Below are 22,648 nucleotides of genomic sequence, written 5' to 3' on the forward strand. Positions count from 1 at the left end.
GATGGGTCGCGCGTTTGCGTGCCTCACCAGGTAACAAGACGATCTCGTGGATCGCTTGCACAATCAGGTAAATCAGGTAGCCCTCGACCGAGGGACCAAGGAGTAAGTGTGAATAAAGCGTTGAAAGTAGCTGGTTTGAGCTTTGCACTGATGGCTGCCGGCATGGGTTCTGCCTTCGCTGAGACCAAGATTGCCGTGGTCGACATGGGCGAAGTCTTCCAAAAGCTGCCCCAGCGTGAAGCCGTTGCCAAGAAGCTGAAGGGCGAGTTCGAGCCGCGCATGCGTGAACTGCAAAAGCTGGAGTCCGACGGTCAGGCACTGGTCGAGAAGTTCAAGAAGGACGAAGCCTTCATGAGCGCCGAACAGAAGAAGCAGAGCCAGGAGAAGCTGGCCAAGCTGCAAATGGAATTCAACCAGAAGCGTCAGGCGTTTGAACAGGACAACGGTCGCCGTCAGTCCGAAGAGCGCAACAAGATCCTGACCAAGGTGCAGGCTGCCATCGACGCCATCGCCAAGAGCAATGGCTACGATCTGGTGCTGGAGCGCAACGCCGCCCCGTATGCAGCCAGCAAGCTGGACATCTCCGGCCAGGTTATTTCTCAGGTTAGCAAGAGCAACTAATTGATGGCATTCACTCTCGCACAGCTGGCCCAGCAACTGGGGGCCGAGGTCCATGGGGATGGGACCCGGGAAATTCGCAAGGTCGCGACACTGGAAAAAGCCGGGGAGGGGGAGATAGCCTTCCTGTCCAACAAGAAGTACCGGCATTTTCTGGAGCAGAGCAAGGCCACTGCCGTGCTCATTACCGAGGCAGACCTGCCGTTTTGCCCCACCAACGCCCTGGTGCTCAAGGACCCCTACGTGGGCTTTGCACGGGTTGCCCAACTGCTGGACACCACCCCGCAGCCGGCCATGGATATCCATCCGAGCGCCGTTATCGCGGCGGACGTGCAACTGGGCGAGAGAGTGGCCATCGGGGCCAATGCGGTGATCGAATCCGGCGTCGTGCTGGGTGACGATGTGCACATCGGCCCGGGCTGTTTCGTTGGCAAGGATACCCGACTGGGAGCGCGCTCCCGGTTGTGGGCCAACGTTACCCTCTATCACAACGTGACCCTGGGCACGGACTGTCTGGTACAGGCCGGCACCGTGATTGGGGCAGACGGTTTCGGTTATGCCAACGAGCGCGGCGAGTGGATCAAGATCCCCCAGCTCGGTGGCGTGACCATCGGCAACCGGGTCGAGATCGGTGCCTGCACCACCATCGACCGCGGTGCGCTGGAAGATACCCGCATCGCTGACAACGTCATCATCGACAACCAGTGCCAGATCGCCCACAACGTCGAGATCGGCTACGGCACTGCCGTGGCGGGCTCCACCGTGATGGCCGGTAGTCTCAAGGTCGGCAAATACTGTATCATTGGTGGTGCCTCCGTCTTTAACGGGCACATGGAGATCTGCGACCAGGCCACCGTCACCGGCATGGCCATGGTGATGCGTCCCATCACCGAGCCCGGTATCTACTCTTCCGGCATCCCCCTGCAAACCAATAAAGAGTGGCGCAAGACCGCCGCCCGGGTGATGCGTATCGAAGAGATGCACAAGCGGTTGAGCAAGCTTGAGAAAAAGCTGGATCAAGAATAATCACGATTGGTATAGGGTACTGTTTTGACTACTGAAAAGAAGAGCCTGGGCATCCAGGAAATCATGGATCTGCTGCCCCACCGTTATCCGTTCCTGATGGTGGACAAGGTGGAAAACTACGAGATCAGCGATGAGCGCAAGACCCTGCGCGCCATCAAGAACGTCTCGTTCAACGAGCCGATCTTCCAGGGCCACTTCCCGGCCAAGCCGGTCTTCCCCGGCGTGCTGATCCTGGAAGCCATGGCCCAGGCCACCGGTATCCTGGCCTTCACCATGGTGGGCAAGCCGTCACCCAACGAGCTCTACTACTTTGCCTCCATCGACAATGCCCGCTTCAAGCGCCCGGTGGGCCCCGGCGATCAGCTGGTGCTGGATGTGGAGTTCCTGAAGGAGCGTCGCGGCATCGCCAAGTTCACCGGTGTCGCCACCGTCGACGGTGAAGTGGTCTGTACTGCCGAACTGATGTGCGCCAAGCGCGAGGTATAACCGTGATCGATCAGACTGCCATCATCCACGACACCGCCATCGTCCATGAGTCTGCCGTCATCGGCAAAGGGGTTGAAATCGGCCCCTTCACCGTCATCGGTGCCGAGGTGGAAATCGGTGACAACACCTGGGTGAGCTCCCACGTGGTGATCAAGGGCCCGACCAAGATCGGTCGCGGCAACAAGATCTTCCAGCACACCTCCATCGGTGAGGATTGCCAGGACAAGAAGTACGCCGGCGAGCGCACCTTCCTCGAGATCGGCGACAACAACGTGTTTCGCGAGAACTGCACCGTGCACCGCGGTACCACCCAGGACCAGAGCCTGACCAAGGTGGGTAGCGGCAACCTGTTCATGGTCAACGTTCACGTGGCCCACGACTGCATCATCGGTGACAACTGCATCTTCGCCAACAACGCCACCCTGGCGGGCCATGTGCACATCGGTGACTTCGTGATCTTCGGCGGTCTGTCTGCCATTCACCAGTTCGGCCGCGTCGGCTCCCACGCCTTCGTCGGCGGCTGCGCTGCCCTGAACAAGGACGTGCCGCCCTACGTGATGGCCGCCGGCAACTACGCCAAGCCGTTCGGGGTCAACTCCGAAGGCCTGCGTCGTCGTGGCTTCAGCGCCGAGGCGATCTCTGCCGTCAAGCGCGCCTACAAGGAGATCTTCCGCTCCGGCAAGACCATTGAAGAGGTGTTGCCCGTGCTGAGCGAGATGGCCCAGAGCGAACCGGCCATCCAGCTCTATGTGGATTTCCTCAAGGACAACGAGCGCGGGATCATCCGTGCCTGATCCCATTCGCATCGGCATCGTCGCCGGAGAGACCTCCGGCGACATCCTGGCCGCAGGGCTGGTGCGCGAACTGCAAGCCCGCTACCCGGATGCGCAGTTCGAAGGGATCGCCGGGCCGCGGATGCAGGCTCTCGGCGTGAAGGCGCTGTTCGAGATGGAGGAGCTCTCCGTCATGGGCATCACCGAGGTGCTGGGCCGTCTGCCCCGCATCCTCCAGGTGCGCCGCGAACTGCTGCGCCACTTCATCGCCAATCCCCCCGACATCTTCGTCGGTGTGGATGCACCGGATTTCAATATCGGGGTGGAGCTGAAACTGCGCCGCGCCGGTATCAAGACGGTCCACTATGTCAGCCCCTCCGTCTGGGCCTGGCGTCAGGGCCGCATTCACAAGATCAAGGCCGCCACCGACATGGTGCTCGCCTTCCTGCCGTTCGAGAAAGCCTTCTACGACCGTTTCGATGCCCCCTGTCGCTTCGTTGGCCACACCATGGCAGACGACATCCCGCTGGTGCCGGATCAAGGGGCGGTGCGCGAGGCCCTCGGCATCGATCCCGCCCGTCGCTGGCTGGCGGTGCTGCCGGGGAGCCGCACGGCGGAAGTGGGCTTCATGGCGCCGGTCTTCCTCGAGGCGTGCAAGCACCTGACGGTGCACAACCCGGATCTCGGTTTCATCGTGCCTCTGGTCAACCAGAAACGGCGCGAGCAGTTCCTCGCCATCAAGGCCGAGGTGGCCCCGGAGCTCGACATGGTGCTGCTGGACGGCCAGGGCCGCGAGGCCATGATTGCCGCCGACGTGGTGATGCTCGCCTCCGGCACCGCGGCCCTCGAGGCCATGCTGGTGAAAAAGCCCATGGTGGTCGGTTACAAGCTCAAACCCTTCAGCTACTTGCTGGCCCAGTGGCTGGTGAAGACGGATTATGTCTCCCTACCGAACCTGCTGGCGGACAAGATGCTGGTGCCCGAGCTCATCCAGCACGAGTGCACCCCAGCCAACCTGGTGGAAGAGGTGAGCAAGCTGCTGGACCATGACAACAGCGAGCTCATCGCCACCTTCACCCGGTTGCACGAGAAGATCCGCTGCAATGCGGATGTGCAGGCAGCGGAAGCGGTTGCCGCGCTGCTGGAACGCTAGTGGGCTCTGCCTGTGTGTCAGGCGTGATGTTGTGCTGATACTGGCCCTGCGGGGCCGGTTTTGATTCAAGGCTATGAGATGACGATCGATATTCCCGAAGACAAGCTGATTGCCGGGGTGGACGAAGTGGGTCGCGGCCCCCTGGTGGGTGACGTGGTCACCGCCGCGGTGATCCTGGATCCTGCCAATCCCATCCTTGGCCTCGCCGATTCCAAGAAGCTCTCCGAGAAGAAGCGGCTCGCCCTGTTTGGCGAGATCAAAGAGAAGGCGCTGGCCTATGCCATCGGCCGCGCCAGCCCGGCGGAAATCGACGAGCTCAACATCCTGCACGCCACCATGCTGGCGATGCAGCGCGCCGTGGCGGGGCTCAAGGTGACGCCCGAGCTGGTCTTCATCGACGGCAACCGTTGCCCCAGATTGCCGATGGAGGCCCGCGCCGTGGTCAAGGGTGACAGCCTGGTGGTCGCCATCAGCGCCGCCTCCATCCTCGCCAAGGTGACCCGGGACGCCGAGATGACCGAGCTGGACAGCCGCCATCCCGAGTACGGTTTCGCCCGCCACAAGGGCTACCCGACGGCGGAGCACCTCGCCATTCTGGCCGAACGGGGCCCGCTGCCCGAATACCGTCAGAGCTTCAAGCCGGTGCGCCGCGCCCTGGGGATCGAATAACCGATGCCGATCTGTCTGAACGATTTCTGCTTGCGCAATGAGAGGGCGTGACCATGGCTGATCCCCGTTTCATCCACCTGAGGGTGCACTCCGACTTCTCCATGGTCGACGGCCTGCAGAAGATCGGTCCCATCGTCTCCGCTGCCGCCGCCAACAACATGCCGGCCCTGGCCCTGACGGACCAGATGAACATGTGCGGCCTGGTGCGCTTCTACGGCTCTGCCCACGGCAAGGGGATCAAGCCCCTGGTCGGGGCGGATTTCTGGGTGCAGAGCGACGAGCTTGGGGACGAGCAGTTCCGCCTCACCCTGCTCGCCATGGACAACGACGGCTACCAGAACATCACCCTGCTCATCTCCCGCGGCTATCAGCGCGGTCATGTGCAGGGGCGCCCCGTCATCGACAAGGCCTGGCTTGGCGAACATGCCAAGGGGGTGATCGTCCTTTCCGGCGGGCGCGAGGGGGATGTGGGCAAGTTCCTGCTCAAGGGCAACCGCCAGATGGTGGAGCATTGCCTCGCCTTCTACCAGACCCACTTCCCGGATGCCTACTACCTGGAGCTGCTGCGTACCGGCCGCCCCGATGAAGAGGTTTACCTGCACATGGCGGTGGCCATTGCCACCGAGTTCGAACTGCCGGTAGTGGCCACCAACGAGGTGGTGTTCCTCACCGCCGATGACTTCGATGCCCACGAGATCCGGGTCGCCATCCACGACGGCTACACCCTGATGGACAAGCGCCGACCGCGCCGCTACAGCCCCCAGCAGTACCTGCGCAGTCAGGAGGAGATGGCGGAGCTGTTTGCCGACATCCCGGAAGCCCTGGAAAACACGGTGGAGATCGCCAAGCGCTGTAACGTGACGGTGCGCCTTGGCGAGTATTTCCTGCCCAATTTCCCCACCGGCGACATGACCACCGAGGACTTCCTGGTCATGAAGTCGAAGGAAGGACTGGAGGAGCGGCTCGAATTCCTGTTCCCGGATCCGGCGGTGCGGGCCGAGCGTCGTCCCGAGTATGACGAGCGTCTCGACATCGAGCTCAAAGTGATCAACCAGATGGGCTTCCCGGGTTACTTCCTCATCGTGATGGAGTTTATCCAGTGGTCCAAGGACAACGGCATCCCCGTTGGTCCGGGCCGGGGCTCGGGGGCGGGGTCGCTGGTGGCCTACGCCCTCAAGATCACCGATCTCGATCCGCTGGAATTTGACCTGCTGTTCGAACGTTTCCTGAACCCCGAGCGGGTCTCCATGCCCGACTTCGACGTCGACTTCTGTATGGACAGGCGCGACGAGGTGATCGATCACGTCTCCGAGATGTATGGCCGGGAGGCGGTATCCCAGATCATCACCTTCGGCAGCATGGCAGCCAAGGCGGTGGTGAGGGACGTCGGCCGGGTGCTGGGCCACGCCTACGGCTTTGTCGATCGCATCTCCAAGCTGATCCCGCCCGACCCCGGCATGACCCTGGCCAAGGCGTTCGAAGCCGAGCCCAAGCTGCCCGAGCTCTACGAGCAGGACGAAGAGGTCAAGGACCTTATCGACATGGCGCGCCGCCTGGAAGGGGTGGTGCGCAACGCCGGCAAGCACGCCGGTGGCGTGGTGATCGCGCCCACCAAGATCACCGACTTCGCGCCGCTCTATTGCGACGACGAGGGGCATCACCCGGTCACCCAGTTCGACAAGAACGACGTGGAGTACGCGGGCCTGGTGAAGTTCGACTTCCTGGGGCTGCGAACGCTCACCATCATCGATTGGGCCCTTGGCATGATAAACCCCCGTCTTGCCAAAGAGGGCAAGCCGCCGGTGGACATCGCCGCCATCCCCATCGATGACAAGAAGTCGTTCGCCCTCTTGCAGCGCTTCGAGACCACGGCGGTGTTCCAGCTCGAATCCCGCGGCATGAAGGACCTCATCAAGCGGCTGCAGCCCGACTGCTTCGAAGACATGATCGCGCTGGTGGCCCTGTTCCGTCCGGGCCCGCTCCAATCGGGCATGGTGGACAACTTCATCGAGCGCAAGCACGGCAAGGAGGCCATCTCCTACCCGGACGAGAAGTGGCAGCACGAGAGCCTCAAACCCATACTCGAGCCCACCTACGGCATCATCCTCTACCAGGAGCAGGTGATGCAGATCGCCCAGACCCTGGCGGGGTATACCCTGGGTGGCGCGGACATGCTGCGTCGGGCCATGGGCAAGAAAAAACCCGAAGAGATGGCCAAGCAGCGGGCGGGCTTCGAGGAGGGGGCGGTCAAGAACGGCGTCGACGGCGAACTGGCGATGAAGATCTTCGATCTGGTGGAGAAGTTTGCGGGCTACGGCTTCAACAAGTCCCACTCCGCTGCCTATGCGCTGGTCTCCTACCAGACCCTCTGGCTCAAGACCCATTTCCCGGCGGAGTTCATGGCGGCGGTGATGACCGCCGATATGGACAACACCGACAAGATAGTGACCCTGGTGGACGAGTGTCAGCGCATGGGGCTGACCGTGATCCCGCCGGACGTCAACACCGGTCGCTACCGCTTCAGCGTCAACGAGGACGGCCACATCGTCTACGGCATCGGCGCGGTGAAGGGGGTAGGGGAAGGGCCCATCGAGGCGATCCTGGACGCGCGGGATCGGGACGGTCCGTTCCGCGACCTGTTCGATTTCTGCAACCGGGTCGACATCAAGAAGCTCAACAAGCGGGTGATGGAGAAGCTCATCCTCTCCGGCGCCATGGACAGGCTCGGCCCCCACCGCGCCGCCCTGATGGCGACCCTGGAGGAGGCGATGCGCGCCGCCGAGCAGCACGCCAAGGCCCAGGCGGTGGGGCAGGTCGACATGTTCGGTGTGCTCACCGAAGAGATCGACGACGTCAAGAAGGCGTTCGCCAACGTGCCGCACTGGCCCGACAAGGTGTGGCTGGAAGGGGAACGCGAGACCCTCGGGCTCTACCTCACCGGTCACCCCATCAACCAGTACAGCAGCGAGCTGCGGCGCTACACCTCGGGCCGACTGTGCGATCTGCATCCCACCTCCCGGGATACGGTGACCACGGCGGCGGGGTTGGTGATCGCGGCGCGCAGCATGGTGACCAAGCGCGGCAACAAGATGGGGATCTTCACCCTGGACGACAGATCCGGCCGTCTGGATGTGACCCTTTTCAGTGAAGCGCTGGAAAAATACGAAGAATTGATGCAAAAAGACCGTATTTTAGTGGTTTCTGGACAGGTCAGCTTTGATGACTTCTCCGGTGGCCTTAAAATGTCGGCCCGCGAGTTGCTGGATATCAACGATGCGAGGGAGCGTTTTGCCAGGGCAATCCGCATCTCCCTCGATGAACAACGCATTGACGAGCGCTTTTTCCCGCGTTTGTGCGAGATTTTGGAGCCCGCCCGTGCCGGAGTCTGTCCGGTTCAGGTAAACTATCGTCGCCCCGGTTCCCGGGTACGATTGACGCTCGGTACCGAGTGGCGGGTGACGCCCACCGATCAACTGATAGATGACTTGCGAGTCCTGCTTGGACGAGAGCGGGTTGAATTGGTTTTTGATTAGAGGATCTATTGTCCCTATGAGTCTTTTTCTGGATTTTGAACAGCCGATCGCCGAGTTGCAGGCACAGATCGATGAACTGCGCCATGTGAGCGAGCACAACAGTGCCGTGGATCTCAGCGAAGACATTCGCCGGCTGGAGAAGAAAAACGAAGAGCTGACCAAGAAGATCTTCGGCGATCTGGGTGCCTGGCAGGTATCCCAGATGGCACGTCATCCCCAGCGCCCCTACACCCTCGACTACATCGAGCAGATCTTCACCGATTTCGACGAGCTGGCCGGGGATCGCGCCTATGCCGATGACAAGGCCATCGTCGGCGGCATCGCCCGTCTCGACGGCGAGCCCGTGATGATCATCGGTCACCAGAAGGGTCGCGAGACCAAGGAGAAGATCAAGCGCAACTTCGGCATGCCGCGTCCGGAAGGGTACCGCAAGGCCCTGCGCCTGATGGAGATGGCCGAGCGCTTCAAGATGCCGATCATCACCTTCATCGACACCCCGGGTGCCTACCCCGGCGTGGGTGCCGAGGAGCGTGGCCAGTCCGAAGCCATCGCCCGCAACCTGAAAGTCATGGCCGGCCTGACCGTGCCGGTGGTCTGCACCGTGATCGGTGAAGGCGGCTCCGGCGGCGCTCTCGCCATCGGTGTAGGCGATCGCGTCAACATGCTGCAGTACTCCACCTACTCCGTCATCTCCCCGGAAGGGTGCGCCTCCATCCTCTGGAAGAGCGCCGAGAAGGCCTCGGTGGCGGCGGATGCCATGGGCATCACCGCCCAGCGCCTGAAGGAGCTGAAGCTCATCGACAACATCGTCGAGGAGCCCCTCGGCGGTGCCCACCGCGACGTGGAGAAGATGGCCAAGCTCCTGAAAGCGCGCATCAAGCAGGATCTGGATGCCCTGCGCCCCCTCGACAGCGAGCAACTGCTGGAGCTGCGCTACCAGCGCCTGCTGGGTTACGGCTACTGCTGATCTGCCGCTTCCAATAAAAAGTCCCCGCATGCGGGGACTTTTTTTATGGGCGACGTTTGTGGGGGGACGCCGGGGCGGGCCTCAGGGGGCGGTCAACGCCCGGTGCATGGGGGCGGAAGCACGCCCTCCGGCAGGGCTCAGGGCCCGCCACTCCCGCCACAGCTGCCAGCACAGGGGGGGCGTCAGCAGCAGCACGGTGGCGGGCTGGGCCATCAAGACCCCGTCGCGCCCCCACCAGAGGGGCAGCAGGAAGATGAGGGGCAGCAGCAGCACCGTCTTGGCCACGGAGATGACGAGGGCCTGGCGGGTGCGGGCCATGGCCTGCAACAGCACGATGCCGAACATGACGATCCCCTCCAGGGGCAGGGCAGCGAGGTTGAGGGTCAGGCTGCTGATGGCGGCGGCGAGCAGCTCTGCGTCCTGATCCCCGGTGTAGAGCATGGCGACCGGCTGCGGCAGCAGCTGGACAATCAGCCAGACCCCCAGGCCATAGACCAGGGTGATCTTGAGCCCCATCGCCATCAGGAACTGGAGGTCGCGATGGCGCCCGGCCCCGGCTGCCTGGCTCACCAGGGGCTGGATGCCAAACGCCAGTCCCTGCAGGATGACGATGAAGACCGCCTCCGTGTACCCCGCCACGGTGAAGCCCGCCAGATCCTTGACCGTGCCGTGCACCATGAGCTGGCTGTTGTGCAGCAGCAACAGCAGCCCCAGATTGAACTGGGCGATGAGGCTCGGCAGCCCGGTGAAGAGCAGGCCGGGCATGGCCGGGAAGCGGGGCACCAGCTGGCGCCAGGTCAGCCGCAACCGGGCGTGGCGGGTGAAGAAGTACCCCAGGCCGAGCAGGCTGACCATGGCCTCCGAGAGGAGGGTGGCCTGGGCCGTGCCGGTGAGGCCGAGCCCGAGCCGGCCCACCATGATGTAGTTGAGCAGGATGTTGAGGAGGGCGCCGCCGCTCACCAGTACCATGGCGAGGCGAGGGCGGCCGTCGTTGCGAAGCAGGTAGGGCACCGCCAGGTTGCTGGCGAGCAGCAGGGTGCCACCGCCAATCCAGGTGAGGTAGTCGCTGGCCTGCTGCCAGGTGTCGGTGCCGGGGGCCATTCCCAGGGCCTGCAGGATATCGGTGTGCCAGTGGTGCAGCAGCAGCGGCGCTACCGTGCCCAGGATCAGCAGCAGCCAGAGGGCGCTGACCAGAGCCTGGCGGGCCAGAGCGAGGTTCCTGGCGCCCTGCTGGAAGGAGATGGCGGTGGCGGCCCCCATGGCGATCATGGCGGCGAGGCCGATGAGCACCATGATGACCGGATAGACCAGGTTGATACCGGCAAGGCCGGCGGCCCCCACGTAGTGGCCGACGAAGATGCCGTCCACCAGGTAGTAGGCGCCGGAGACCAGCATGGCCATGACGGAGGGGAGGGCATAGCCCCAGAAACGGCGGGCCATGGCCCGTTGACGCAGGCGGAAGTAGGCGGACATATCTGTACTCGGGAAAAGGGCCGGAATCGAGCAGACAGTCTAGTTTCTTATGGATTAATTGATAATCAGGCTTTCATTTGATGAATTGCTGAATGTATTTCATCAATCAGCGGATCCTGTGATACTCCTTCAGCATGTCGATCAGGGCTCGCAGCCCTTGCCCCAGCTGGTGCCGGCCCGGATAGAAGAGGTTGAACCCGGCAAAGCTGGGGCTCCAGTCATCCAGCACGCTCACCAGCCGCCCCGATGCCAGGGCGTCGAACACCTCCCCTTCATGGCAGTAGGCGAGCCCGAGCCCCGCCTCGGCCGCCCCCAGGTAGAGCGCAGGCGTGCTGGTGGTGAGCGGGCCCGTCACTTCGATCTCCAGCAGCTCCCCCTCGGCGGCAAAGGCCCAGCGATAGTGGTGATGGGGCGTGAGCCGATAACCGATGCAGTCGTGCTGGCGCAGATCCGAGGGGTGGCGAGGGGTGCCACGCCGTGCCAGATAGTCGGGGGAGCCCACCACCAGATAGCGCTGCTGCGGGCCCAGGGGAACCGAGATCATCTCCTGGGGCAGCAGGTCGCCGTAGAAGAGGGCGGCGTCGTAGCCATCCTCGATGAGGCGGGGCATCAGCTCCAGCTCCTCCACCTCCACCTGCATGCGCGGGTAGCGCACCAGATAGTCGATGAGCACCGGGGCCAGCACTTCCTGGATGGCGGCTCGGGGGGCACAGAGCCTGAGCCTGCCCACGGGTTCGCCCGCGTGGCGCGTCAGCTCCGCCAGCGCCGCCTCCAGTTGCCCCAGGGTCGGCAGTACCTGGGCCAGCAGCCGTTCGCCCGCCTCGGTCGGCACCACGGCCCGGGTGCTGCGATTGAGCAGCCTGACGGCCAGGCGACTCTCCAGCCCTTTGAGGGCATGACTCAGGGCCGAGGCGGAGACCCCGAGCTCGAGGGCGGCCTTGCTGAAACTGCGGTGACGGGCGACGGCGGCAAACACGGCCAGCTCGGCGAGATCGGTGCGGGAGAGGGTCATGGTCGGTACGCAGAAAAGGGGCGGACACAAAGGGTACGCCATGGGGCGACGGGAGACAATCGGGGGGCAATGAGGGGGTTGTGACAAAATTGTTGCGCATCTCAAGGTGAGGTGGATCACACCAAAAAGTTTATATGTTAAAAAAAAATCGCAATATGGCGATTCAAGTGTGATCTGAAGCGACGGAAAGGCGATTCCAATCAAACTTTGGTTGATTAATTCAAAAAAACGCTGTGATTAATAGTGCCTTTTAACTAGAGTCATCTCATCGGATGAGGTGAGCGTTATCCCGTTGTTAACGAGCGAGCACGATCCCCTCTGTATTACGACTCCCCGCCCGTGTTTGTTGCAATCAGGTTGCCACAGGGAGTGGCGGCCGGATGGCCGGGGCGGAGGAACAAACAGGACGAATAGCTGGAGTTCCAGGGAAAGGAACCGGGCCCAGGCCCACTGACAAGTTAAGATCCCACTTTCCTTGATGACAGGAACACCCCTATGTCTGACATGAACATTGCAATTGAAGGCAGCTTGAGCAAAGCCTCCTCCCGTGGCATCAACAAGGCCGACGTGGTCTGGATGCTGGGTCTGTACGGTACCGCCATCGGCGCCGGTGTCCTCTTCCTGCCGATCAATGCCGGTGTCGGTGGCCTGTGGCCGCTGGTCGCCATGCTGATCCTGGCCCTGCCGCTGACCTTCTTCGCCCACCGTGGATTGACCCGCTTCGTGCTGTCCGGCTCCACCCGTGACGGCGACATCACCGAGGTGGTGGAAGAGCACTTCGGCAAGACCGCAGGCAAGTTCATCACCCTGCTCTACTTCTTCGCCATCTACCCCATCCTGCTGATGTACTCCGTGGCCATTACCAACACCGTCGAGAGCCTGATGGTGCACCAGCTGGGCATGACGGCACCTCCCCGTGCCATCCTCTCCCTGGTGCTGATCCTGGGTCTGATGGCGATCGTTCGCCTGGGCGGCCAGGTCATCGTCAAGGCGATGAGCGTGCTGGTCTTCCCGTTCGTGGTCACCCTGATGGGCCTGGCGGTCTACCTGATCCCGCACTGGAACGGTGCCATCATCACCGAAGCCCCGGCGCTGGGTGAGGCCTTCAACGGCGACTTCATCAAGACCCTGTGGCTGGCCATCCCGGTGATGGTGTTCTCCTTCAACCACTCCCCGATCATCTCCTCCTTCGCGGTGGACAACAAAGGCCGCTACGGCGCCAACGCCGAGAAGAAGTGCAGCAACATCCTGCTGGGCGCCCACGTCATGATGGTGATGACAGTGATGTTCTTCGTGTTCAGCTGCGTGCTGAGCCTCTCCCCGGCTGACCTGGCGGCGGCCAAGGAGCAGAACATCTCCATCCTCTCCTACCTGGCCAACCACTTCGACAACCCGGTGATCGCCACCGTGGCACCGCTCATCGCCATGGTTGCCATCAGCAAGTCCTTCCTGGGTCACTACCTGGGTGCGCAAGAGGGCATGAACGGCCTGATGGCCAAGTCCCTGCGCGAGAAGGGCAAGAACGTCGACGTCAAGCAGCTGAACAAGGTGACCGCGGTCTTCATGATCCTGACCACCTGGGCCGTGGCCACCATCAACCCGAGCATCCTCGGCATGATTGAAGATCTGGGCGGCCCCATCATCGCCATGCTGCTCTTCCTGATGCCGATGTACGCCATCGCCAAGGTACCGGCCATGCGCAAATATGCCGGCAACCTCAGCAACGGCTTCGTCACCCTCATCGGCCTCATCGCCATGTCCGGTATCATCTACAAGCTGATTGCCTGATGACAGCGTTCATCCCTGTGAGAAAGCCGCCCCCCGGGGCGGTTTTTTTATGGGCACAAATGCTTAACAAAGCGGTGGTGGCGGCCTAACATGGCGGGATGTTTTTCTAGACGGGACAACAGGATATGTCTGGGTTGAAAAAGGATCTCGGGCTCTGGCAGGGGATGGGGCTGCTCGCCACCTCCCTGCTCGGTACCGGGATCTTCGTGGTACCGGCCACCGCCGCCTCGCTGGCGGGAGGGGCGTCGCTCTGGGCCTGGTTGCTGCTGATTGCCCTGGTGCTGCCCATCGCCTTTACCTTCGCCCGCCTCGGGCGGCGTTATCCCCACGCGGGTGGCGCCCCCCATTTGATTGGCCTCGCCTTTGGCAACGGCGCCGAGCGCTTCTCCGCTTTCCTGTTTCTGGCGGTGCTGCCGGTGGGCCTGCCTGCCGCCCTCACCATCGCCGCCGGTTTCTGGCACGCCCTGTTCGACATGGGGGAGTGGACCCTCTGGGGCATCCAGCTGCTCACCCTGCTCGGGGTCTTTCTGCTGGGGCTGCGGGGAGCGCGCTCCTCCGGCAACCTGCAACTGCTGATCGCCCTGGCCATTCTGGGGCTCACCCTGCTTATCTGGGTCAAGGGGGATCTCAGCTGGCGCGATGCCGCCCAGCCTCTGCCAACGGCGAGCGAGTGGCCCGCCATGGGCTCGGCGCTGGCGGTGATGTTCTGGTGTTTCGTGGGGCTCGAGGCTTTCGCCCACATGGGGGAGGAGTTCAAGCGGCCAGAGCGGGACTACCCCCTTGCCCTGCTGGGGGGCGTGCTGCTGGCGGGGCTCATCTACTGGGTGCACTCGCTGGTGGTGCTCAAATATGGCCTCTACGGGGACGAGGCGACCAATGCCACCGCCATTCCGGCCCTGCTCTCCCTGTTGTTCGGCCCCACCGCCAAGTGGCTGGTGGCGGTGCTGGGCTATCTCTCCTGCTTCGCCAGCATCAACATCTACCTGCAAGGTTTTGCGCGCCTTATCTGGAGCATGGCGCGGGAGGGCAAACTGCCGGTCTCCCTCTCTCGCCTCTCGGCCCGGGGCGCTCCCCTGCATGCCCTTGCCTGGGTGCTCGCCATCTGTTTCGTCTCCATCACCTTGATCCTCTGGCTGCGTCTGCCCCTCGATGCGCTGATCCGCTACGCCAATGGCAACTTCGTGCTGGTCTATCTGCTCTGCATGGCGGCCGGCTGGCGCTTGTTGTCGGGGACCGGCAAGGGGCTGGCGGGCCTCAGCGTGCTGCTCTGCACCCTGGTGCTGCTGGCCCTCGCCACCCAGGTGCTCTATGCCGTCGTGCTGAGCCTGGGGTATGGCGGCTTCTCCCTGTGGCGGCGCAGACGCCGCCGCTCGGCGTCCGATGAGGGTGTCTGCGCCATCAAGTAACTCCCGAAAAAAGCCCCGCAGTGCGGGGCTTTTGGTTGCGGGTCACAGGCTGGCGGGCAGGTCGCTGCGCAAGATGGCGTAGTGGCGCAGGGAGATGAAGCCATCCCCCTTGCGCTCGCACTCCCGCGCCGTTCCCTCGTAGTGAAAACCGGCCCGCTCCAGCAGGCGGGCGGAGGGGTGGTTGGGCTCCTCCACCACCGCCATAAGCCGGTGCAGGTCGGTGGTGCGGTAAGTGAGCGGTAGCCAGAGTTGCAGCGCCGCGCTCATCACCCCCTTGCCCCAGTGTTCGGGATAGAGCCAGTAGCCCAGCTCGGCACACCGGTGAGTCGGGTCGGCATCGTTGTAGCCGATGGCCCCCAGCGGTTCGCCCGTGTGACGGTCGCGAATGAGGTGCCAGGCGCCACGGCCGGTGCGGGTCAGCTCGGCATACCAATCCATCTGTGCCCGGCATGCCGCCAGGCTGTCGTAGCTGACGCCGTAGTAGGCGACGACCCGGGGATCGGAGAGGCCGCGATAGATGTGAGGCAGGTCGGTGTCGGTGACGGGATCCAGCCTGATGTGGGGTGGTGCTGATGTCATAATGACTCCTTGCGGCCAGCCGTGGCTGGCCGCGTGTGTTGCGTAACAAGAGATGGATGATCCGGGCTGGCGTCAGGCAAAGCCGAGGCGCTCGGCAAGGCGCGCCAGCTCGTCACGCCACTGCTGCTGCAGGCGCGGGGTCTGGTGCCTGGGCTTGCGGGCCAGATCGGCGGCGAGCAGGGCATCGAGCTCATACCAGCGCGCCAGCAGCGCCTCTTCGTCATCCCCCGTGGCGGCCGCGGTCTGCGGGTCACCTGAGCGAGCCGGGCTGCCCGCCTGCGGCAAGGGGGCATCGCCCAGCAGCTCGGCGTAGGCCCGCGCGGCACTGTGAGCCTCCTGGATGCGCCCGTCCTTTATCAGCCAGAAGCGGTTGCAGCTGCGCTCGATCAGCTCCCGGTCGTGGGAGACCAGCAGCACGCCCCCGGGGAAGGCCACAATGGCGTCGGCCAGCTCCTCCTTGCCCGCCAGATCCAGGTGATTGGTGGGCTCGTCGAGCCAGAGCATGTGGTGGCTGCCGAGGGACAGGGCGAGGAACAGCAACCGTGCCCGCTCGCCCCCGCTCAGGGTGTGCACCTGCTGGCCGTGGCGGGCATAGGGGAAGCCTGCCCGGATCAGCGCCTGTCGCCGCGTCACCTCAGGCAGAGGGGCCAGGGGGTACAGCGCGTCGCTCAGGGTGGCGTCGTCAGCCAGCTGCTGCAGGGACTGATCGTAATAGGCGATGCTCGCGCCGGGGTGGCAGTACCAGCCCGCCTGCGGACTCAGGTCTGTCAGTTCGCGCCAGCACTGGCGCAGCAGGGAGGACTTGCCGGTGCCGTTGGCACCGAGCAGGGCGACCCTGTCCCCGGCCCGCAGCCAGAGTCCCTCGGCACGCAGCAGCGGCGGCAGTGCCGGTGCCGGCGATACGTCGAGGGCCTCCAATCGCAGCAGGGTGTCGGCGGGCAGGCTCACTCCGCGCAGCTCGAGCCGCCAGGGGGCCAGCGCCGCCACCTGGCTCTGCTCCTCCTGCAGGCGGGCGATGCGTTTTTCCATGGACTTGGCCTGGCGCACCAGCTTCTCGTTGTCATGCTCCCGCCCCCAGATGGCGAGGCGCTTGCTGCTGGCGCTCAGGCGGTCTATCTCCTTTTGCTCGTCCGCCCGGCGCAGGCGGGCCTGCTCATCCTCGGCAGCCAGCGCCACCCTGGCCTGGCTGCAGGGCAGGGCGAAGCGGTGCAACTGGCCGTCTCGCAGGATCAGGGTCTGAGCCGTGACGCGGTCCAGCAGGCGAGCGTCGTGGGAAACCAGCACGAAGGCGCCGCGCCAGCCCAGCAGAAACTGCTCGAGCCAGAGCAAGGCGGGCAAGTCCAGGTGGTTGCTGGGCTCATCGAGCAGCAGCAGGTTGGGTTGGCGCAGCAGGGCGCGGCCTATCTGCAGCCGGCTGTGCTGGCCACCGCTCAGTGCACTGACCGGCAACGTGGCCTGGGCCTCCAGCTGCAGTTCGGCCAGCAGCTTGTCCACCTGCCATTCGGCGGCGGGGTCGTTGCCCAGTGCATCCAGCAGCACGGCGCGGGTGCTGAGGGTGGAAAGCCCGGCGGGCAGTTGCTGGGCCACGAACTCGCAGCGGCAGGCGGCGGCCTGCACGACCCGGCCGGCCTGGGGCGTGCGCTCGCCCGCCAGCAGCGCGAGCAATGTGCTCTTGCCGCAGCCGTTGGCGCCAATCAGGCCGAGCCGGTCGCCTGTGCGAATGCCGAGTTCGAGATGGTCAAATAAGGGAAGGTGCCCCGCACTCATCTGCAGGGAATGGGTACTCATCAGGGTTGTCATGCTCTTGCTCTCTTAAATCGCGGGATGGGAAATCCCTGTCATCAGGAGCGCTGGCGACAACGGCAGAGTCGAGAAAGGTCTCGGTATGGAAGGGAGTCGGCTTTGCTCGAACCCGCTATCGCAGCGCGATGGTATGCAGGCAAGAGCACTTGAATGTGCCGAACAGGCGAGCCGAGAACATCGGACACGCTTGGATAACCATTTTTTACCTCCTTGTGTTTCGTTATGGCAGGGTGCGGCGATTATAGGCACAGAAAAAAACAGTCGTCCATCCGCCCTGTGGGGGGCCGTGGGCACCGCATCGGGAGGCGCGGGGTAAAAAAACGCCCCGTGATACGGGGCGTGGGGGGTCAGTCGCGGGGGGTCTTGAGGGCCTCAATCACATTGTCACTGGGGGCCAGCCCCTCCACGTGGTTGAAGCTCTCCAGCCCCTCCTGGGGATTGATGGTGAGGGCGTCGGCGCTCAGGTAGCTGCCGCTGCCGGCGCTCTCCACCACGACGATGACTTCAGGCTGCTTGTCGCCGTTGAGATCCAGCAACTTGATCTCCTTGATACTGCCATCGCGCGGCAGCACCTTGCCGTCGATGAACTGATCCAGCGGAAACTGCGGGTTGGCACCGGAGTAGAGGCGCACGTCGTAGCTGCCGGTGGAGGCAGGCTCGCCGCGCCCTTCGCTGACGGTCACCACCTGGCCGGAGGGGAGTGTCAGCTGTTTGAAGAAGCCGTCCGCCGCCTGGCTGGCGAGGGGCAGGGTGAGCAGGCCGAGAGTAAGGAATAAGGCTTTCATGGAGAGGACCCTTGTTGCTGCTTGTGTGTCTGTGACGGGCAGGGGACGCTTCCCTGCCACGTCGGAAGCGGGCAGGGGGCCGCTGGTCGGCCGCCCCCTGCCCGGGTTGTCATCACCATATCTTGACCCGTTTGGCCGGGTCCAGATAGAGCTTGTCGCCGGGCTGGATCTTGAACGCCTCGTAGAAGGCGGGGATGTTCGGTACCACGCCGTTGACCCGGTATTCCGGCGGCGAGTGGGGATCCGAGGCGAGCAGCATCTGCATCAGCTCGGGGCGATACATGCCCTTCCACACCTGGGCCCAGCCGAGGAAGAAGCGTTGCTCGCCGGTAAAACCGTCCAGCACCGGGGCCTCCTTGCCATCCAGGGAGAGCAGGTAGGCCTTGTGGGCGATGGTGAGGCCGCCGAGATCGCCGATGTTCTCCCCCAGGGTAAACTGGCCGTTGACGTACTGGCCCTTGATGGGCTCGAAGCGGTTGTACTGGGCCACCAGCCGGCTGGTGCGGAAGCGAAACTCCTTGAGATCCGCCGGCGTCCACCAGTCGCGCATCACGCCGTCACCGTCGGATTTGGCCCCCTGATCATCAAAACCGTGGCCCATCTCGTGGCCGATCACCCCGCCGATGGCGCCGTAGTTGACCGCATCGTCCGCCGTCATGTCGAAGAAGGGGGGCTGCAAAATGGCGGCCGGGAAGACGATCTCGTTGTTGCTCGGGTTGTAGTAGGCGTTCACCGTCTGGGGTGACATGTGCCACTCGTCCCGATCGACCGGCTTGCCGAGGCGAGCCAGGTTGTCGGCGTATTCGAAGGCGCGGGCCCGCTGCAGGTTGCCCACCAGATCGTCGGGGCGAATGGTGATGGCGCTGTAGTCCTTCCACTTGTCCGGGTAGCCGATCTTGGGTCTGAACTTGGCGAGCTTCTCGAGGGCCTGGGTCTTGGTGGCCGGGGACATCCAGTCCAGCTCCTGGATGCTCTGGCCGTAGGCGGTGCGCAGGTTCTCCACCAGCTGCTCCATGCGGGCCTTGGCCGCTGGCGGGAAGTAGCGCTCGACATAGAGCTTGCCCACCGCCTCCCCAAGATTGTTGTCCAGCACCCCAAGGGCCCGCTCCCAGGGGGCGCGCTGCTTGGGCGTGCCGCTAAGAGCGGTGCCGAAGAAGGCAAAATTCTGGGCATCGGTCTGGCTGTCGAGGTAGGGGGCGTAATCGGTGATGAGCTGCCACTTGAGGTAGGCCTGCCAGTCAGCGACCGGGGTCTGCTGCATCACCTCGTTCAGAGCCGAGAGATAGGTGGGCTGGCCGATGACCAGGCTCTGCTGCCCCGCAAGGCCGGCCTGGGCCAGGTAGGCGTCCCAGTCGATGGCGGGGGCGAGGCGCCCCAGCTCGCTCACCGGGCCCTTGTTGTAGTTCTTCTCTCTGTCTCGCAGGGCCACGTTGTCCCACTGGATCTGGGCGAGCCTGGTCTCGAGGGCCAGGATGCGTTTCGCCTTGCCCTGGGCATCCGTCTCACCGAAGCGGGCCAGCATGGCGGCGATGTGCTGCTCGTACTTGTGCAGCAGCGCCTGGCTGTTGGGGTCGCGCTTGAGGTAGTAGTCCCGATCCGGCAGGCCGAGGCCGGCCTGGTAGAGGTAGACGGCATAGCTGTCAGGGGCCTTGGCGTCGGCGTCAATCCAGAAACCGAAGGGGGAGCCGCCACCGGTGCGGGCGCTCTGGGCGAAGGCCCGGGCGAGATCCTGCGGTGTGCTGATCTGCTCTATCTCGCTCAGCATCGGCAGCAGGGGCGTGGTGCCCTTGGCGTTGCGGGTATCCTGATCCAGATAGCTCTGGTAGAGGTCGTGGATCTGCTGGGCCGGGGTGCCGGCGGCGGCTTTGCCATCCAGCCCCTCCACCAGCACCCGCACGTCCGCCAGGGATTTGTCCCGCAGCAGGTAGAAGGCGCCGTCGGCGGGCCTGTCATCGGGGATCTTGGCCGTGGCGAGCCAGTGGCCGTTCACGTAGCGGAAGAAGTCGTCACCAGGCTTGACGCTGGTGTCCATGTTGGCCAGCGCAAGGCCGGAGTGTTTGTCCGGTTGGCTCGGTGCCTGACTGCAACCGGCCAGCAGGGCCAGCCCGACGAGGGTGGCCAGGATGTGTTTCTTGTTGTTCATTATGGTTTTATTCCAATTCGGGTTATATGGCTTCCTTGCCCACGCAGGGAGCGATTCACTCTAGCAGCCGGGTTAGCGCTTGATAAGCCCGACTCTGCTAAGATCGGCCTGGTCGTATTGGGGAAGCCTATGATTTCTCGTATTTATTCTCGTTTTTGTCAGACCCTGCCCGCGCCGGAAGGTTCCCGCGGTCTGCTGGTGGCTTTCAGCGGCGGGCTCGACTCCACCGTCTTGCTGGTGCTGGCGGCCCGTTTTGCACGCGCCCACGGCCTCGCCCTGAACGCCCTGCACGTTCATCACGGCCTGAGCCCACATGCCGACCACTGGGTGGCTCACTGCGAAGGGGTGTGCCGGCAACTGGCGGTGCCCCTCATCGTGGAGCGGGTGCAGCTCTGTCGAGGCAACGGGGAGAGCCTGGAGGCCCAGGCGCGGGCGGCGCGTTATGAGCGACTCGCCGCCCACCTGGGGGAGGGGGAGTGGCTGCTCACCGCTCACCATCAGGACGATCAGCTGGAGACCCTGCTGCTGGCGCTCAAGCGGGGTGCCGGTCTGCGCGGGCTGGCGGGTATGGTGGCGAGCCAGCCTTTTGCCGCAGGCCATCTGTTGCGCCCCTTGCTCGACATGAGCCGGGCCGAGCTGGCGCAAGCCGCGCAGTCACTTCCTTATGGCTGGGTAGAGGATGAGAGCAACGAGGACCCGAGCTATGACCGCAACTTCCTGCGCCAGCAGATTATTCCCCTGCTCAAGGACCGCTGGCCCGCCATGGCCCGGACGACGGCGCGCACCATGGCCCTGTGCGCCGAGCAGGAGGCGCTTATCAGCGAGCTGGCCGAGGCGGACTGGCAGGCGGTGGGTGAGGGAGAAGGGCTGCGCATTGACGGACTCCTCTCCCTCTCCCCCGTGCGGCGCAACAACCTGCTGCGCCACTGGATCCGCCGTCAGGGGGGAGAGATGCCCTCCCGCGAGCTGCTGGGCCTGCTGTGGCAGGAGGTGGCGCTGGCGCGCGATGACGCCAACCCCAGGCTGAGCCTGCAAGGGTTGGCGTGCCGCCGCTATCAGGGGCGCTTGTACCTGGTGGCGCCGGATCTCGCCCCCCGCGAGGAGGTGCTGCCCATCGGGATGGAAGAGACGCTCACTCTGCCGGACGGGCTTGGGCAGTTCAGGCTCTGGAGAACGGATGGCGAAGGGTTGCGGACACCGAGGGGGGACGAGCCGCTCTCGGTGCGTTTTCAGGTCGCCCCGGGCGTCATGCTGAAACCGGTGGGGCGGGTGGGCAGCCGGCGGCTCAAGAAGCTGCTGCAAGAGTACGGGGTGCCCTCCTGGCAGCGGGGGCGCATTCCCATCCTCTACTACGGTGAACAGGTGGCACTGGTGGCCGGGCTCTTTGTCTGCGACGGATTTCTGGCGCCAGAAAAGGGGGTGGCGTGGGAGTGGCGGCCCCCCGTCACCCCGGATGCGGATTGACATCGCAGAGTGACAGGGGGCCGGGAGGGGAAGGGTGATGCCCTATTCGGGCAGGCCGGAGCCCCCGGCTTTCTTGCGGGCGTAAAGATGAGTATCGGCCGTCTCGTAGAGGCGCTGCACATCCATGCCCGACTGCCAGCTGGCGGCTCCCAGGCTGCACCCCACCGAGAAGGCGCTGAGCTCCTTGTGGCTGTGGAGCACATGTTGCAACCGCAGCCAGACCGGGCGCCAGGCCTCGGGGTCCGCGGGTTGCAGCAGCAGGGCAAACTCGTCCCCGCCGAGGCGAAACGCCTGATCCGTCCCGCGAATGCACCCCTGCAGCAACTGGGCGAAGCGGCTTAGCACCAGGTCGCCCACCGGGTGGCCCCAGGTGTCATTGACCTGCTTGAATCTGTCGAGATCCAGCAGCACCAGCACCAGGCCGTGGGGTTCCCGGCTGTGTTGCTCCACCGCCCGGCCGATGGCCTCATCGAAGTAGGCGCGATTGCCAAGCCCGGTCAGGTGGTCGAGCCGCACCTGCTGCTCCAGCCGATCCAGCCGCAAGTAGAGGGGCAGGGGGAGGCTGAACAGCTGATGATATTGCTCAAGCAACCGCCTCTGGCCGTCGCTCAGAGGGTGCTCCAGCTCGTAGTGCAACTGGCCGAGCAACTGCTCGTGTCGTCCCCGCAGCTCGAAGCGATAGGCATGCAGGGTCAGCCTGGCCTGGGGCGGGTGCGAGATGAGGGGGTGGGGCTGGCCACAGTCGAACTGGAGCGAGTGGATCCGGACAATGTTTGCCACCCGCTCGGCAAAGATTGCCAGCAGGGCGTCAAGATCCCGTTGCCCCAGCAACTGCTCTATCTGCTGATAGCGGTCCTGCCCGGTCAAGGGCGCAAGCCGCTCCATCTGCTGTACCCACTGCTCTATGCCATGTCCGAAGCCGTTCAATGACGATGTGTTTTCCACGTTACAGCCCTTACACCTCTCCATT

At 64.0% G+C, this 22,648-nt stretch carries 18 protein-coding genes; 11 read left to right on the forward strand and 7 right to left on the reverse strand.

Annotated features, from left to right (window positions below; genetic code table 11):
• The first annotated feature begins 108 nt into the window (after nucleotides 1-108).
• The 8 genes from AB5Y68_RS17255 to accA all read left to right on the forward strand — a co-directional run bounded on the left by AB5Y68_RS17255 (nucleotide 109) and on the right by accA (nucleotide 9,225).
• Entirely contained in the window at nucleotides 109-621 is a 513-nt protein-coding gene (locus tag AB5Y68_RS17255) for an OmpH family outer membrane protein (protein ID WP_029313943.1), read from the forward strand.
• Nucleotides 622-624: 3 nt separating this feature from the next.
• Entirely contained in the window at nucleotides 625-1,644 is a 1,020-nt protein-coding gene (gene lpxD / locus AB5Y68_RS17260; protein WP_368207401.1) for a UDP-3-O-(3-hydroxymyristoyl)glucosamine N-acyltransferase, read from the forward strand.
• A gap of 24 nt (nucleotides 1,645-1,668) precedes the next feature.
• A complete protein-coding gene (gene fabZ, locus AB5Y68_RS17265; RefSeq protein ID WP_010673414.1) occupies nucleotides 1,669-2,130 on the forward strand; it encodes a 3-hydroxyacyl-ACP dehydratase FabZ in 462 nt (153 codons plus the stop codon).
• Between the two features lie 2 nt (nucleotides 2,131-2,132).
• On the forward strand, nucleotides 2,133-2,924 hold the full coding sequence (lpxA, locus tag AB5Y68_RS17270; RefSeq protein WP_010673415.1) for an acyl-ACP--UDP-N-acetylglucosamine O-acyltransferase: 792 nt from the start codon (nucleotides 2,133-2,135) through the stop codon (nucleotides 2,922-2,924).
• Nucleotides 2,917-4,056, forward strand: coding sequence for a lipid-A-disaccharide synthase (gene lpxB / locus AB5Y68_RS17275; protein ID WP_039039432.1), 1,140 nt, complete (start codon nucleotides 2,917-2,919; stop codon nucleotides 4,054-4,056). The genes lpxA and lpxB overlap by 8 nt, the downstream gene beginning before the upstream one ends.
• A gap of 78 nt (nucleotides 4,057-4,134) precedes the next feature.
• On the forward strand, nucleotides 4,135-4,725 hold the full coding sequence (gene rnhB / locus AB5Y68_RS17280; RefSeq protein ID WP_368207403.1) for a ribonuclease HII: 591 nt from the start codon (nucleotides 4,135-4,137) through the stop codon (nucleotides 4,723-4,725).
• A gap of 53 nt (nucleotides 4,726-4,778) precedes the next feature.
• Nucleotides 4,779-8,258 carry a DNA polymerase III subunit alpha gene (dnaE, locus tag AB5Y68_RS17285; RefSeq protein WP_039039451.1) on the forward strand — a complete coding sequence of 1,160 codons (3,480 nt, stop codon included), beginning with the start codon at nucleotides 4,779-4,781 and terminating at the stop codon, nucleotides 8,256-8,258.
• Between the two features lie 16 nt (nucleotides 8,259-8,274).
• Nucleotides 8,275-9,225, forward strand: a complete 951-nt coding sequence (gene accA, locus AB5Y68_RS17290) for an acetyl-CoA carboxylase carboxyl transferase subunit alpha (protein ID WP_039039434.1) — start codon at nucleotides 8,275-8,277, stop codon at nucleotides 9,223-9,225.
• An 81-nt stretch (nucleotides 9,226-9,306) separates the two neighbouring features.
• Here accA and AB5Y68_RS17295 read toward each other — a convergent pair whose 3' ends face one another.
• Together AB5Y68_RS17295 and AB5Y68_RS17300 are read right to left on the reverse strand one after the other, a co-directional pair.
• A complete protein-coding gene (locus AB5Y68_RS17295) occupies nucleotides 9,307-10,698 on the reverse strand; it encodes an MATE family efflux transporter (RefSeq protein WP_039039435.1) in 1,392 nt (463 codons plus the stop codon).
• A gap of 106 nt (nucleotides 10,699-10,804) precedes the next feature.
• Nucleotides 10,805-11,710 carry a LysR family transcriptional regulator gene (locus AB5Y68_RS17300; RefSeq protein WP_039039436.1) on the reverse strand — a complete coding sequence of 302 codons (906 nt, stop codon included), beginning with the start codon at nucleotides 11,708-11,710 and terminating at the stop codon, nucleotides 10,805-10,807.
• Between the two features lie 495 nt (nucleotides 11,711-12,205).
• Here AB5Y68_RS17300 and AB5Y68_RS17305 point away from each other — a divergent pair, with 495 nt between their 5' ends.
• On the forward strand, nucleotides 12,206-13,498 hold the full coding sequence (locus AB5Y68_RS17305) for an HAAAP family serine/threonine permease (RefSeq protein WP_368207406.1): 1,293 nt from the start codon (nucleotides 12,206-12,208) through the stop codon (nucleotides 13,496-13,498).
• A gap of 125 nt (nucleotides 13,499-13,623) precedes the next feature.
• On the forward strand, nucleotides 13,624-14,904 hold the full coding sequence (yjeH, locus tag AB5Y68_RS17310; RefSeq protein WP_039039438.1) for an L-methionine/branched-chain amino acid transporter: 1,281 nt from the start codon (nucleotides 13,624-13,626) through the stop codon (nucleotides 14,902-14,904).
• Between the two features lie 42 nt (nucleotides 14,905-14,946).
• Here the strand turns inward: yjeH and AB5Y68_RS17315 are convergent, their stop codons facing one another.
• The 4 genes from AB5Y68_RS17315 to AB5Y68_RS17330 form a co-directional block, all read right to left on the reverse strand.
• Nucleotides 14,947-15,483, reverse strand: coding sequence for a GNAT family N-acetyltransferase (locus tag AB5Y68_RS17315; RefSeq protein WP_039039439.1), 537 nt, complete (start codon nucleotides 15,481-15,483; stop codon nucleotides 14,947-14,949).
• A 72-nt stretch (nucleotides 15,484-15,555) separates the two neighbouring features.
• Nucleotides 15,556-17,283, reverse strand: coding sequence for an ABC-F family ATP-binding cassette domain-containing protein (locus AB5Y68_RS17320; protein WP_039039440.1), 1,728 nt, complete (start codon nucleotides 17,281-17,283; stop codon nucleotides 15,556-15,558).
• A 350-nt stretch (nucleotides 17,284-17,633) separates the two neighbouring features.
• The gene (locus AB5Y68_RS17325) at nucleotides 17,634-18,071 is read right to left on the reverse strand and encodes a PliI family lysozyme inhibitor of I-type lysozyme (RefSeq protein WP_039039441.1); all 438 of its coding nucleotides are present in this window, start codon (nucleotides 18,069-18,071) and stop codon (nucleotides 17,634-17,636) included.
• Nucleotides 18,072-18,183: 112 nt separating this feature from the next.
• Nucleotides 18,184-20,214: a M13 family metallopeptidase gene (locus AB5Y68_RS17330; protein WP_039039442.1), complete on the reverse strand. Its 2,031-nt coding sequence runs from the start codon at nucleotides 20,212-20,214 to the stop codon at nucleotides 18,184-18,186.
• 129 nt (nucleotides 20,215-20,343) lie between these two features.
• Here AB5Y68_RS17330 and tilS point away from each other — a divergent pair, with 129 nt between their 5' ends.
• Entirely contained in the window at nucleotides 20,344-21,678 is a 1,335-nt protein-coding gene (tilS, locus tag AB5Y68_RS17335; protein ID WP_039039443.1) for a tRNA lysidine(34) synthetase TilS, read from the forward strand.
• 42 nt (nucleotides 21,679-21,720) lie between these two features.
• Here tilS and AB5Y68_RS17340 read toward each other — a convergent pair whose 3' ends face one another.
• A complete protein-coding gene (locus AB5Y68_RS17340; protein WP_039039444.1) occupies nucleotides 21,721-22,647 on the reverse strand; it encodes a GGDEF domain-containing protein in 927 nt (308 codons plus the stop codon).
• Nucleotide 22,648 lies beyond the last annotated feature (1 nt).

This window comes from Aeromonas sp. R6-1, from assembly GCF_040908165.1.
GTDB classification, from domain to species: Bacteria; Pseudomonadota; Gammaproteobacteria; order Enterobacterales; family Aeromonadaceae; genus Aeromonas; species Aeromonas caviae.

Excerpts from the sequence above, each read along its gene's own strand:
- lpxD (WP_368207401.1), top strand. The coding sequence starts at position 625 with ATGGCATTCACTCTCGCACAGCTGGCCCAGCAACTGGGGGCCGAGGTC.
- rnhB (WP_368207403.1), top strand. The coding sequence starts at position 4,135 with ATGACGATCGATATTCCCGAAGACAAGCTGATTGCCGGGGTGGACGAA.
- dnaE (WP_039039451.1), top strand. The coding sequence starts at position 4,779 with ATGGCTGATCCCCGTTTCATCCACCTGAGGGTGCACTCCGACTTCTCC.
- accA (WP_039039434.1), top strand. The coding sequence starts at position 8,275 with ATGAGTCTTTTTCTGGATTTTGAACAGCCGATCGCCGAGTTGCAGGCA.
- AB5Y68_RS17295 (WP_039039435.1), bottom strand. The coding sequence starts at position 10,698 with ATGTCCGCCTACTTCCGCCTGCGTCAACGGGCCATGGCCCGCCGTTTC.
- AB5Y68_RS17300 (WP_039039436.1), bottom strand. The coding sequence starts at position 11,710 with ATGACCCTCTCCCGCACCGATCTCGCCGAGCTGGCCGTGTTTGCCGCC.
- AB5Y68_RS17305 (WP_368207406.1), top strand. The coding sequence starts at position 12,206 with ATGTCTGACATGAACATTGCAATTGAAGGCAGCTTGAGCAAAGCCTCC.
- yjeH (WP_039039438.1), top strand. The coding sequence starts at position 13,624 with ATGTCTGGGTTGAAAAAGGATCTCGGGCTCTGGCAGGGGATGGGGCTG.
- AB5Y68_RS17315 (WP_039039439.1), bottom strand. The coding sequence starts at position 15,483 with ATGACATCAGCACCACCCCACATCAGGCTGGATCCCGTCACCGACACC.
- AB5Y68_RS17320 (WP_039039440.1), bottom strand. The coding sequence starts at position 17,283 with ATGACAACCCTGATGAGTACCCATTCCCTGCAGATGAGTGCGGGGCAC.
- AB5Y68_RS17325 (WP_039039441.1), bottom strand. The coding sequence starts at position 18,071 with ATGAAAGCCTTATTCCTTACTCTCGGCCTGCTCACCCTGCCCCTCGCC.
- AB5Y68_RS17330 (WP_039039442.1), bottom strand. The coding sequence starts at position 20,214 with ATGAACAACAAGAAACACATCCTGGCCACCCTCGTCGGGCTGGCCCTG.
- tilS (WP_039039443.1), top strand. The coding sequence starts at position 20,344 with ATGATTTCTCGTATTTATTCTCGTTTTTGTCAGACCCTGCCCGCGCCG.
- AB5Y68_RS17340 (WP_039039444.1), bottom strand. The coding sequence starts at position 22,647 with ATGGAGAGGTGTAAGGGCTGTAACGTGGAAAACACATCGTCATTGAAC.